Source organism: Roseomonas sp. TAS13 (genome assembly GCF_001950415.1).
Lineage (GTDB): Bacteria > Pseudomonadota > Alphaproteobacteria > Acetobacterales > Acetobacteraceae > Roseomonas > Roseomonas mucosa.
In genome coordinates, this window is record NZ_BDLP01000119.1 from 1 (window position 1) to 11927 (window position 11927).

Here is an 11927-nt window from a genome sequence, read left to right on the forward strand (position 1 = left end):
GCCGGCGCCTGGGTCCGGCGGCGGGACAGCGGCGCCGGGCTGCTCGTGGCGCTCACCGTGCCGGCCACGCTGGTCTTCCTCTGGCAGGCCACGGGCAGCCGGGTGCAGGGCAACTGGCCGGCCATCCTCTATCCCTCCGCCTGCCTTGCCGCGGCCTGCCTCGCCGGCTTCTGGCAGCGGCTGTTCCGTCCGGGCCTGGCGATCGGCGTGCTGCTCTCCGGGCTGGTGCTGGTTCAGGCCGCCTATGCGCCGTTCCATCTGCCGCGCCGCAGCGATCCCACCCTGGCCCGGCTTGGCGGCTGGGACCGCTTCGCCGCCGCGGTGGAACAGGCCCGCGTCGCCGAAGGGGCGGATTTCGTTGCCTCGGAGGAATACGGGCTGGCAAGCCAGCTCGCGCTGCGCCTGCCGCCCGGCGTGCCGGTGGTGGCGATCGGGGATCGCTGGGACCTCTTCGCCCTGCCGGGGGGGCCGGCGACGGGCAAGGGGCTGCTGATCCGCAGCACCCGGCGCGGCGACGGGCCGCCGCTCTGGCCCGCGGCGAGGGAACTGCCCGGGCTGATTGCCCGGGCGCGGAGCGGGGTGGAGGCGGAGCTGTACCGCCTCTACGCCGTCACCGCCGCGCCGGGGGCATCCACGGCCCTGCTGCCGCGCCCCCGCTGACGACGGGAGCGCCTTTGGCGGCGCCGGTCATCATTCGGCCACCGCCCTTGACGTTCCGGCCCCGCATACGGAGATGAGACGGGTCGCAGGAGACTTCCGATGCTCGTCCGCACCCGCCGTGGCTGGGAACTTCCCGAAAGTGCCGCGACGCCCGAGGTCCTGGTGGTCGGGCGGCGCAAGGGGCTTGGGCTCATCGGCGGCAGCCTGGCCGCCGGGCTGGGCCTGCTGCATGGCGGCCCGGTCTTCGCGCAGGGCGGCGCCGCGCCGGGCGGGCTCACCCCCGACCCGCGCTTCGATCCGGGCCGGGCCACGACACCGGAACGCAACGCGACGACCTACAACAACTACTACGAGTTCGGGGATTCCAAGGATGTCGTCTCGGCGGCCCGGAAGCTGAAGATGACTCCCTGGAGCATCCGCTTCGAGGGCATGGTCGCCCAGCCGCGGGAGATCGGGCTGGAGGACCTGCTGAAGCAGGTGCGGATGGAGGAGCGCGTGCTGCGGCACCGCTGCGTCGAGACCTGGGCCATGACCGTGCCCTGGACGGGCTTCCCGCTTTCCGAATTCGTGCGCCTCGCCCAGCCCACATCCGGCGCGAAATACCTCGTCCTGGAAACGGCGCAGCAGCCCGATGTCATGCCGGGCCTGCGGCAGATCTGGTATTCCTGGCCCTATATCGAGGGCTGCACCCTGGCCGAAGCGCAGAACGAGCTGGGCTTCGTCGCCACCGGCATGTACGGCAAGCCGCTGCCGCCGCAGAATGGCGGGCCGATCCGGGTGCTCTTCCCCTGGAAATACGGCTTCAAGTCCGGGAAGTCGGTGGTGAAGGTCACCTTCACCGACAAACGCCCCGTCTCCTTCTGGGAACAGCTTCAGAGCAGCGAATACGGCTTCTGGGCCAATGTGAACCCGGAGGTGCCGCATCCGCGCTGGTCTCAGGCCACCGAGCGCCTTCTGGGCAGCAACGAGCGCGTGCCGACGCGGATCTTCAACGGCTATGGCGAGTTCGTTGCCGATCTTTACAAGGGGCTGGAGGGCGAGCGGCTCTACACCTGAGCCCTCCCGCCGCTTATCCCGGCGCGGCGAAGCGCCATTCGCCGGGCGGGCGCTGCGCCAGTTGCCGCGCGTCATCATTGCCGGGCTCCCAGGACAGGGTCTGTGGCTGGGTCTCCAGGTCGGCGGCGCGACGGGTGAAGACGGGCCGCATCACCCCCTGCGCGGCGGCGCCTGCCGGGGGACGCAGCGTGAAGCCCGCCGTGAAGCCCGGGCGAGGCAGGCTCACCGCGCGTACCGCGAGGTCGCGGATGCCATAGCCGCCCTCGGCGAGCAAAGGGCCCAGGCGCCGTCGCTGCGAGGTTCCGGAAGCGGGCTCCAGGAAGTCCAGGCTCCTCGGATCGCGCAGCCTTGCCCGTCCGGCGGGGCCGCCCCGGTCCTCCTCCTCCTGCAGCCAGTTCACCGCATAGGCCAGGGCACCGAGCTGGAAGACATCCGGCCCGATCTGGAAGCGCCCGTCCGGCTGCAGGTGCCAGCCGACATCCTTGTCATGCGACAGCACCAGCGTGACCAGCACCGGCGCGCCGAGGAAGCCGACCGTCGCGGTATGGTCGGGCCACCCCGTTTCCGCCCGGAAGCCCAGGGCCCGGAAGCCGCGCACCATCCCGCCGACCGTCGCCACGACCTGCTCCACGCTGCGGCCATCGGCGGCGCGCCAGGAGGTGCGGACCTTCTCCACCAGGGCGCGCTTTTCCGGGGTGAGGCTGGCCTTGCCGTCGGCATCCAGCGAGGGCAGCACCGGCAGCGGTTTCGGGGCAGCCGCCTCCCGGCGCGGCGCGGCGGTGGCGGCGCCGGGCAGCAGGAGGCCGGCGAAGGGCAGGAGCTGGCGGCGGTTCACGGGCCCGGTTTTCCCATCGGTTCGGCGGCATTCTAACGCCCGGGCCCCGTAGCGGAACGGGGGTCTTCTCTCAGCTTGCCCCGCGCAGCACCCCGCGTGCCGTCCCGATGGCGCGCAGGGTCTCCGCCCAGAGGCCCAGCGCCGGCAGTTCCTCCGGCCGGAAGAAGCGGGCCTCGGCGGCATCGTCGCCGGGGACGGGCTCGCCGGAAAGCCAGGGGGCGCAGAAATCGAGGATGCTGTAGTGGAAGCGGGCGCGGCCCTGCTCGTCGCGGTCGATCACGTCCACCGCCACGGCGATCGACAGCGGGCCGACCTCGATCCCGGCCTCCTCGCGCAGCTCGCGCCGCGCGGTCTCCTCCATCGTCTCCCCCACCGACTGCGCACCGCCGGGGATGGTCCAGCTGCCCTGGAGCGGCGGGCGGGCGCGGCGGACGAGCAGCACGTCCTCGCCCCGCAGGACCACGCAGCCGATGCCGACCCAGGGCCGGTCCGGATACTCGCGGGCGCTCAAGGGGCCGCCTGTGGGGCAGGGGGCAGCACCCCGGGCTGCTCCGACTGGCCCGGCGGGGCGGGGACGGGTGCCTCGCGGCGCAGATCCTCGATGCGGGGCACCAGGGCCTTCTCCTTCCAGGCGCCGACCTGATAGGCCCAGCCGCGCCAGCGGCTGTTCAGCCGCACCGCCTCACTGTCGCCCGTGGCGGTCAGGCGGATCCAGACATTCCCGTCCTGCAGCCCGACCCGCACCGCGATGCCCAGGTTGTCGGTCAGGGTGAAGCGCGACTCGCCCACCGGATCGGCCTGGAGCTTCGCCTCCGGCAGCACGTCGCTGAAGGTCAGGAACTCGAAGGCCCCGGCCACGTCGTTCACCGCGTTCTCGTCCAGCCCCTCCGTGTCGGCGGGCACCGCCACGCGCAGCGGCGCGTCCGGCGCATCGCCCCGCCGCAGCTCCAGCGGCGCCTCGCCGCGCGAAACGATCACCCGCAGCACCCGGTCGCGCGGCAGGTTGGCGATGTCCCGGTCGATCCAGAGCTGAGGATCGGTGTCCACCGGCAGGCGGCCCTCGGCCAGCCAGGTCTGGTTCTGGCCGGGAAAGCGCAGGTAGATGCTTTCCGGCACCCCGCCCTGGGTGCGCACGCGGCGGTGCCCGGCGATCACCTGGGCGATGGGCACGCCGGCGGCGTCCAGCACCCGCACCAGGATGGCGGTGGAATCCTTGTCCTCCGGATCGTCCACGCCCAGCCGGGCGAAGAGCTCCGGGCTGGCAGTGCGACGCTCCACGAGGCGCAGCTCCGTCAGCCCGACCAGGAGCTCCCGGATGCGCTCGGAGCGCACCGGGTAGTCGTCCTTTTCCGGCAGGGTCCAGGTCTCGGGATCGCGCCGGGTCAGGGTCATGGTGGTGCCGGCCCGGCGCAGCTCGATCCTCGTGGCCCCGGCGAGGCGCTCCGCCAGGCCGGGAAAGGCAAGCCGCGCATCGTCCGGGTCGGGCGTCGCGGCCTCGCGCGGGGTCAGCACCACGGCGGCACCGATCGAGGCCGCCGCCGCGGCGCCCAGGCCGATCAGGGTTCGACGTCGCATCCTGTCCCTCCTCAGGCCCGGGCCGAGGCGCGGCGCCGCGACCGCAGCACCGCCAGCACGATGGCGAAGAGGGTGAGCAGCACCGGCACGGCGACGATGTTCAGGATCTTCAGCCAGGTCTGCAGCCGCTCGATGTCCCGCCGCAGCTCCAGCTGCACGGCGCGGAGCTGCTGCCGCGTCGCCAGGATCTCCTCGCGCGCCTTGTCGATCTCGGCGCGCTGGGCGGGGGTGATCACCGCCTGGGTGGCGCCGTGCTCCGTCCCCGGCGCCTGCGGGCCACCCTGCGTGCCCTGGCGCAGCTCGCGCAGCCGCCGCTCCGTGGCCTGGAGCCGGTTCTGCAGCTCCTGCTCGGTCTGGCGGTAGCGTGCCTCCGCCCTGGCCTGCATGTCTTCCACCACCGTGAAGGGGCGCAGGGATTCGCCGCGGGAGCGGAGCGAGATCAGGGCCTCGCCGCCCGCCAGCGTTTCCGCCAGGTTGCCGATCAGCGCGCCGTTGTCGCTGAAGGGCGTCGCCATCTGCTGGCCGAAGAAGTCCTGGGTCTGGACCCAGAAGCGGTCCTCCAGGATGTCGGCATCATTGGCCACCACGAGGTTGGCCGGCCCCCGCGTCACGGCCAGATGCGCCGGGAAATCCGCCGGGCGCTGCCCGCCCTGGGGCGGCGCGGGCGGCCCGCCGGGGAAGGCGCTGTGCAGAACGCCATGCACCCGGGCCATGATCACGTGCCGCTGCCCATCCGCCTGGAAGCCCGCCAGCAGGGCGGCCGGGTCCGGCGCCTGCCGCACCCTGGCGGCATCCACCAGCATGGATTGGCCGGAGCTGGTCAGCAGCGGGGTGAAGTCGATGCTGGCACCCGGGACCTTCCGCACCTCGCCGGCGGAGGCCACCGTCACCTGGTTCAGGTCGGCCGTCGCGGCGTCGCCACGGTCCAGGCTGTCGCCCTGGAGGTTGAACCAGGCGAGGTAGTCCACCGCCTGCACCCGGTCGTTCGGGTTGCTGCTCCGCACCCGCCAGGCGCCGCGCAGGTCGAGCACCACCTTGTCCTCCGGCGCCTCGATGCCCCAGGCCTTGTAGAGCCTGTCCAGGTTCGAGGCGGTGCTGGCCGGCGGCTGGCCGGTCGGCCCGGGATGGGTGAGCTGGCTCTCGCTGTGCGGGTCGGTCATGGCCAGCAGCCGCCCGCCGCGCATGACGAACTGGTCGATGGCATAGAGCGTGGCGTCGCTCAGGTTCTGCGCCTGCGCCACGATCAGCACCTTGACCGCCGGGTCAATCACCTGCGCGTCGGTCGGCACGTCGCGGACGGTGAAGAACTGGCGGAGCTGGTTCATGATCGCATAGGGCTGCCCGCCGCCGGCCACGCGCATCATCATCGCGCGCGGATCGCCGTTCAGCGGCAGGGAGGACATGACGCCCACCACCGGCCGCTGCGGGTTGGACAGCTCATAGACCAGCCGCGTCAGGTCGTATTCGAGGAAGCGCTCGCGGTCCGGCTGGAAGAAGGGGATGTTGCGCTCGTCGTCGAGCAGGTTGGAGCCGGAGAGGCCGAAATAGACCTGCTCCCCTGACTGGTCCACCGGCACGCCCTGGAGGCCATAGGCAACGGCACGGTCCTCGGTCTCGCTGAAGGGCTCCGGGTCGAAGGTCTCCAGCCGCAGCTTGCCATGGGAGAGCGCCACGTATTCCTGCAGCATCTCCCAGACCCGGTCGTGATAGGCGCCGTAGAGCGGCACCGTGGCGCCGAGCCGGCGGGAATAGAAGAGGCGCAGCGTGATCGGGTCCTTGAGCCCGGCCAGCACGCTGCGGGTGCCGGTGCTGAGCGTGTAGAGGCGCTGCTGCGTCAGGTCGAGCCGGGCGCGCGGCAGCAGCCGGTCGGAAAGCAGGTTCAGCCCGACGGCGAGGCCCAGCGCCGCGGCCAGCGCCAGGAGCGAGATCCAGAGCCGGTGGCGGGCGGGGCGAGGGCCGCGAGGGGAGGTGGTCGTGTCGCTCACGGGTCAGTCGGCCTTGCGGTTGTCCACGGCCACGGCATTCGCGAAGAGCCAGAAGCCGGTGAAGGTCGCGAAGAAGACGAGGTCGCGCGCCGACACGACGCCGCGCGAGAAGGCCTGCAGCCGCTCCGTGACCGAGAGGCCGCGCGCGATGTCGGAAAGCGCGGGGATGTTGCGGTCGAGGAAGGTGCCCAGCACGGGCGAGCCCGCCACGGCGAAGAGGAAGCAGACCGCCACGGCGAGGACGAAGGCGATCACCTGGTTCTTGGTCAGCGCCGAGACCGCCGCGCCGACGGCCAGATAGGCCCCGGCCACCAGCAGGCAGCCGAGATAGCCCGTGGCGATCACCCCGTTGTCGGGCGAGCCGAGGATATTGACCGTGACCACCAGCGGGAAGGTCAGGGCCAGGGCGATGGCACAGAAGACCCAGGCCGCCAGGAACTTGCCCAGAACCGCCTGCCACTGCGCGATCGGAAGTGTGAGCAGCAGTTCGATCGTACCCAGCCGCCGTTCCTCCGCCCAGAGGCGCATGGTCAGCGCCGGGACAAGGAAGAGGAAGAGCCAGGGGACGAACTGGAAGAACGGCGAGAGGTCGGCCACGCCCCGGTCGAAGAAGCCGCCGAGGGTGAAGGTCAGCGTGCCGGAAAGCACCAGGAAGATGACGATGAAGACATAGGCGACCGGCGTGGCGAAGTAGCCGGTCAGCTCACGCCGGGCGACGGCGAGGGTGTTGCGCATCAGGCGGCCTCGGTGGCGGGCTGTGCCGAAGGGGGAGGCAGGGTCAGGTCGCGGAACACGGTGTCCAGGTCCGGTCCCCGCGCGGCGAGCTGGGCGGGCGTCTCGTCCGCCACCACGCGCCCGCGCGCGATCACCACGGCGCGGGTGCAGATGGCCGAGACCTCCTCCAGCAGGTGGGTGGAGATGACGATGGCCTTGTCCGGCGCCATGCGGGCGAGAAGGTCGCGCACCTCGCGCTTCTGGTTCGGGTCGAGCCCGTCGGTCGGCTCGTCCAGCACCAGCACCGGCGGGTCATGCAGCAGCGCCTGGGCCAGGCCGACGCGGCGCTTGAAGCCCTTGGACAGCGTCTCGATCGGCTGCAGGCGCACGCCCTCCAGCGTCGTCAGGCGCATCGCCCGCGCCACGCGCTCTCCCGCCTCGGCGCCGGAATAGCCGCGCACCCGGGCGATGAAGCGCAGGAAGCCGGTGACGGTCATCTCGGGATAGGTGGGGGCGCCCTCGGGCAGGAAGCCCAGGTGGCGCTTGGCCTGCACCGGGCGGTCCACCACGTCCTCGCCCAGGATGCGGGCGGTGCCGGCGGAGGGCGTCACGAAGCCGGCCAGCATCTTCATGGTGGTGGACTTGCCGGCGCCGTTGGGGCCGAGGAAGCCCACAACCTCGCCACGCCCGACATTGAAGGAGACGTCGTTCACGGCGGTGAAGCCACCGAAACTCTTGGTCAGCCGGTCGATCTCGATCAGCGCAGTGGTATCGCTCGACAAGGGCCCGTCCTCAATCCACTCGTGGCCGCCGGGTTTAGTGCGCGGCGTCGCGAGCGCAAGAGCCGGGAGGGCCCTCCCTCGGTCTCGGATTGTGACGATGTTACCGGGTGGCCGCGGCGTTTCAGGGCTTGGCCAGTTCCGCCTGGATGCGGGCGATGTCCAATGGCAGGACCAGGACGTTGCGGATGCGCGCCCCCTGTTCCTGGCGCATCACGTTCTGTGCCGCGCGCTGCTCGGCCCGCTTCGGATTGGTCTCGACGACGATGGAAAGGGAGAAGCGCTGGATCTCCTCGCCGGTGGGCGAGTCCGGGTCCGTCACGTTGAAGGCGACGGTGGTGGCATAGGCCTGCTTCACGCGGGAACCCCTGTCCTGTCTTTCGGCTGCGGGAGGTGGATAGGCGGAAAGGAACAGGACCGCCAGGGTTGCCGGAAGGCCACGGCGGGCAGGCATCCACGATGTTTTGATTACGTATCGAATCGATATCGCCGCTGGCGCGCTGCATGATCCCCGGAGGTCCCGGACCCCGCTTCTCCCCCCGATGCCACGAGGTGCGGCCAGGGGCTGCAGGATGCGGATCGGCAAGGTGAGGGAGTTACCGCGTAATGCCCGGAATCGTCACGACCACGGCCACGGGGGCCCAGGATACGGACGCCCTGTTCATCGGCCGGCAATGGGCCACGGGCCAGTTGACCTACAGCTTCCCGACCGATCCCGCCTACTACGGCACCTTCTATGGCAGCGGCGAGCCCGGCCAGGGCTTCCTGCCGCTGAACGCGCAGCAGCAGGCGATGGCGCGGGAGATCCTCGGCCTCTATGCCGGCATCGCCAACCTGAACTTCACGGAACTGGCCGAGACGGCCACGCAGCATGGGGATCTGCGCTTCGCCATGACCTCGGCGACGCCCACGGCCTGGGGCTACTATCCCAGCACGGCGGATACCGGCGGCGACACCTGGTACCGGAACGATGGCACGTTCAGCGATCCCGTGCCGGGAACCTATGCCTACCACGCGTTCATCCATGAGATCGGCCACGCGCTCGGCCTGAAGCACGGGCAGGAGACCGCGGTCTTCGGCGCGATGACGCCTGGGCACGATTCGATGGAATACTCGGTGATGACCTACCGGAGCTATCCGGGCGCCGACGGCAACTACTACTACAACGACTATGCCGGCTATGCGCAGACGCCGATGCTCTACGACATCGCGGCCCTCCAGCACATGTACGGCGTCGATTTCACGACCCGTGCCGGCGACACGGTCTATCGCTGGGACCCGGCGAGCGGGCAGCTTTCCATCGACGGCACCGCCCAGACGGCGCCCGTCGCCAACCGGGTCTTCATGACCGTCTGGGACGGCGGCGGCCACGACACCTACGACCTTTCCGCCTATACGCGGGGCGTTTCCGTGGACCTGCGCCCCGGCGCGTGGACGGTAACCTCGGCGGACCAGCTTGCCCAGCTCGGCTTCGGGCATCAGGCGGTCGGCAACATCGCCAATGCCCTGCTGCCGGATGGCGACACGCGGGCGCTGATCGAGAACGCCGCCTGCGGTTCGGGCGACGACGCGATGCAGGGCAACCAGGCGGCGAACACGCTGGATGGCGGGCCGGGCACGGATACGCTGCTGCTGGACGGGTTGCCCGGCGACTATCTGTTCGCCGGCAACGCGGCGGATTTCACCGTCACGAGCCTCGGTGTCACCGATCATATCCTGAACACGGAGCAGGTGCGCTTCCTCGGCAACGGGCTGCTCTACGGCACCGCCATCCTGCTGCCCTCCGACGACTACCGCGACACGCCCTGCGACACGGGTCTGCCGCTGGGCCAACTGGCGGCGGGAGGAACCGCGCCCGGCCATATCGAGCTGGCCGGGGATGTGGACCTCTTCGCCATCGGGCTGGAGCGCGGCCATCGCTATGTCTTCACGCTGCAGGGGAGCGCGCGGGAGGACGGGTTGCCCGGCGGTGCGATGGAGCTGCTCGGCCCGCATGGGAATGTCCTGCGCGCCGACGCGGATGCCTGCGGGGACGGGGCGCGGATTTCCTTTACCGCGCGCTGGTCCGGCAGCTACGACCTCGCCGTGCATGGCCTTGGCGACGAGACGGGCGCCTATCTCCTCTCGGCGGAGGACGTGACGCCGGCCTGCCACGGGCCGGGGCATGGGCGGGAGGGCTGGGCCTTCCTGGCGCACCAGATGGCGGGCGACCACGCCCTGCTCTAGAACCCTATCCTGCCGCCAGCCGCTCCAGCGTCACGTCATGGCCGAAGAAGGGCATCAGCCAGCGCGCCACGGCCCGCCCGCGCTCGGTGCGGTCCAGGCTGGGGTCGCGTTCCAGCAACAGGGTGGCGTCCTGGTGCGCCATGCGGACGAGGCTGCCGTGGCGCTGCGGATCGACCATGCGGCGTCCCATCTGCCCCGCCTGCCGCGTGCCGAGGGCGTCGCCGCCGCCGCGGTGGTTGAGATCCTCGTCCGCGATCACGAACCCGTCCTCCGTGTCGCGCAGCACGGCGAGGCGGCGCTTCTCCCCGTCCACGAGGTCGGATGAGGGCAGCAGGAGGCAATAGGACTGGGCCTCGCCGCGCCCGACCCGGCCACGGAGCTGGTGCAGGGCGGCGAGGCCGAAGCGCTCCGCCTGCTCGATGATCATGATCGTGGCCTCGGGCACGTCCACGCCCACCTCGATCACGGTGGTGGCGACCAGCAGCTTCGCCTGCCCGGAGGCGAAGTCGCGCAGCGCTGCCTCCCGCACGTCCAGCGCCTGGGCGCCATGGGCGAGGCGGACCTCCTCGCCGAAGATCTCGCGCAGTGCCGCGAAGGTGGTCTCGGCGGCGACATTGTCGTGGTGCTCGCCTTCCTCCACGGCGCGGACCACCCAGTAGGCCCGGTCCCCCTTCGCGAAGGCACGGCGCAGCGCCGCCACCACCTCCTCCCGCCGCTCGCGGGAGATGATGCGTGTCACGATCGGCTTGCGCCCGGCCGGACGCTCGGCGAGGCGGGAGACCGCCATCTCCCCCCACTGGGTCAGCAGCAGGGTGCGGGGGATCGGGGTGGCGGTCATGACCAGCATGTCCGTGTCCTCCCCCTTGCCGGCCAGGGCGAGGCGCTGCGCCACGCCGAAGCGGTGCTGCTCGTCCACCACCACGAGGCCCAGGTCGCGGAAGGCCACCTTCTCCTGGAACAGCGCGTGGGTACCGACCACCAGGGGGATGGAGCCGCTGGCCAGGCCGAGCAGGACGCGGGACCGCTCCTTGCCCTTCACGCTGCCGGCCAGGAGGGCCACCTGCACCCCCGCCGCCCCGGCGAGGCGGGAGAAGGTGCGGAGATGCTGCCGCGCCAGGATCTCGGTGGGCGCCATGATGGCGGCCTGGGCGCCGGCCTCGACGGCCCGCAGCATGGCCATCAGCGCCACCAGCGTCTTGCCGGAGCCGACGTCGCCCTGGAGCAGCCGCAGCATCCGCCGGGGCGCGGCGAGGTCGGCATCGATCTCCGCGATGGCCTGGCGCTGGGCGCCGGTGGGCGGATGGCCGAAGGCGGCGAGCGCTTTCTCCCGCAACCCACCATCGCCGGTCAGCATCCGGCCCGGCCGGGTCTGCGCGGCGCGGCGGACCAGGCCGATGGCGATCTGCCCGGCCAGCAGCTCGTCATAGGCTAGCCGGTCCAGCGCCTCGGGGCCGGGGATGCGCTCCGGCGCCTGGAGGCCATGGACCGCCCCGGCGAAATCCGGCCAGCGGCGGCGCTTCAGGATTGCCGGATCGGCCCAGTCCCGCACCTCCGCCAGCAGCGGCAGGGCGGCCCCCATGGCCTTCGCCACGTCCTTCGCGGCGAGGCCCTTCACCAGCGGCCAGATCGGCTGCAAGGCGGGGATCTCGTCGGGCGGGCTGACGAAATCCGGCGGCTCCATCTGCCAGCGGTTGCCGTAGCGGCGGACCCGCCCGGACACCGTGCGGACGGAATCCTCGGGAAAGGTCCGGTGCAGCCAGGGGCCGACCCAGCGGGCGCGGATGAACCAGGCGATCTCCAGCACCGAATCCTCGCAGCGCGCCCGCAGCACCCAGGGGCGGGAGGGGCTGCCGGGGGCGGAGATGGCGGTCACATGGATGGTCAGCGTCGCCACGTCGCCGTCATTCGCCTCGGCCAGCGAGGTCACGCGCCGCCGGTCCACGTACCGCTCGGGCAGGTGGAAGAGCAGGTCGATCAGCCGCGAACCGCCTACCGCCTCCGCCAGGCGGGGCGCCTTGGCCTGGGCCGCGGGCAGGGTGTCGAGGGGGGCGAGCCTGTCTCTTGATCACAAGTCTCGACGTCAGCATAGAGAGGTGT

The 11927-nt window shown here is 71.5% G+C and carries 10 protein-coding genes and 1 pseudogene; 3 read left to right on the forward strand and 8 right to left on the reverse strand.

Annotated elements, in window-relative coordinates; genetic code table 11:
* Positions 1 to 660: pseudogene (locus tag ROTAS13_RS11270) on the forward strand (UDP-phosphomannose--protein mannosyltransferase); the annotation flags it as partial.
* Positions 661 to 759: 99 nt separating this feature from the next.
* The gene (gene msrP / locus ROTAS13_RS11275) at positions 760 to 1716 is read left to right on the forward strand and encodes a protein-methionine-sulfoxide reductase catalytic subunit MsrP (RefSeq protein ID WP_075822379.1); all 957 of its coding nucleotides are present in this window, start codon (positions 760 to 762) and stop codon (positions 1714 to 1716) included.
* Between the two features lie 13 nt (positions 1717 to 1729).
* Here the strand turns inward: msrP and ROTAS13_RS11280 are convergent, their stop codons facing one another.
* From ROTAS13_RS11280 to ROTAS13_RS11310, 7 genes are all read right to left on the reverse strand, one after another.
* Entirely contained in the window at positions 1730 to 2551 is an 822-nt protein-coding gene (locus tag ROTAS13_RS11280) for a hypothetical protein (protein ID WP_058390543.1), read from the reverse strand.
* A 70-nt stretch (positions 2552 to 2621) separates the two neighbouring features.
* On the reverse strand, positions 2622 to 3062 hold the full coding sequence (locus ROTAS13_RS11285; protein ID WP_019459821.1) for an NUDIX hydrolase: 441 nt from the start codon (positions 3060 to 3062) through the stop codon (positions 2622 to 2624).
* Complete coding sequence (locus ROTAS13_RS11290; protein ID WP_075822380.1) at positions 3059 to 4126, reverse strand: DUF4340 domain-containing protein; 1068 nt, start codon at positions 4124 to 4126, stop codon at positions 3059 to 3061. Before ROTAS13_RS11290 ends, ROTAS13_RS11285 begins: the two co-directional genes overlap by 4 nt.
* 11 nt (positions 4127 to 4137) lie before the next feature.
* Complete coding sequence (locus ROTAS13_RS11295; protein WP_083755483.1) at positions 4138 to 6111, reverse strand: Gldg family protein; 1974 nt, start codon at positions 6109 to 6111, stop codon at positions 4138 to 4140.
* Positions 6112 to 6114: 3 nt separating this feature from the next.
* Positions 6115 to 6846, reverse strand: a complete 732-nt coding sequence (locus tag ROTAS13_RS11300) for an ABC transporter permease (RefSeq protein WP_019459824.1) — start codon at positions 6844 to 6846, stop codon at positions 6115 to 6117.
* The gene (locus tag ROTAS13_RS11305) at positions 6846 to 7607 is read right to left on the reverse strand and encodes an ABC transporter ATP-binding protein (protein WP_075822381.1); all 762 of its coding nucleotides are present in this window, start codon (positions 7605 to 7607) and stop codon (positions 6846 to 6848) included. The genes ROTAS13_RS11300 and ROTAS13_RS11305 overlap by 1 nt, the downstream gene beginning before the upstream one ends.
* Before the next feature lie 121 nt (positions 7608 to 7728).
* The gene (locus tag ROTAS13_RS11310) at positions 7729 to 7962 is read right to left on the reverse strand and encodes a hypothetical protein (protein ID WP_019459826.1); all 234 of its coding nucleotides are present in this window, start codon (positions 7960 to 7962) and stop codon (positions 7729 to 7731) included.
* A gap of 248 nt (positions 7963 to 8210) precedes the next feature.
* Here ROTAS13_RS11310 and ROTAS13_RS11315 point away from each other — a divergent pair, with 248 nt between their 5' ends.
* Positions 8211 to 9830 (forward strand): M10 family metallopeptidase, encoded by a 1620-nt coding sequence (locus ROTAS13_RS11315; protein ID WP_019459827.1) that lies wholly within the window; start codon positions 8211 to 8213, stop codon positions 9828 to 9830.
* 4 nt (positions 9831 to 9834) lie between these two features.
* On the opposite strand, the gene recG is transcribed toward ROTAS13_RS11315, so the two are convergent.
* Positions 9835 to 11865: an ATP-dependent DNA helicase RecG gene (recG, locus tag ROTAS13_RS11320; protein WP_075822382.1), complete on the reverse strand. Its 2031-nt coding sequence runs from the start codon at positions 11863 to 11865 to the stop codon at positions 9835 to 9837.
* Between the last annotated feature and the right edge of the window lie 62 nt (positions 11866 to 11927).

Bases quoted from the DNA above. Each gene is read 5' to 3' on its own strand.
- msrP (WP_075822379.1), top strand. From the start codon at position 760: ATGCTCGTCCGCACCCGCCGTGGCTGGGAACTTCCCGAAAGTGCCGCG.
- ROTAS13_RS11290 (WP_075822380.1), bottom strand. From the start codon at position 4,126: ATGCGACGTCGAACCCTGATCGGCCTGGGCGCCGCGGCGGCGGCCTCG.
- ROTAS13_RS11315 (WP_019459827.1), top strand. From the start codon at position 8,211: ATGCCCGGAATCGTCACGACCACGGCCACGGGGGCCCAGGATACGGAC.
- ROTAS13_RS11300 (WP_019459824.1), bottom strand. From the start codon at position 6,846: ATGCGCAACACCCTCGCCGTCGCCCGGCGTGAGCTGACCGGCTACTTC.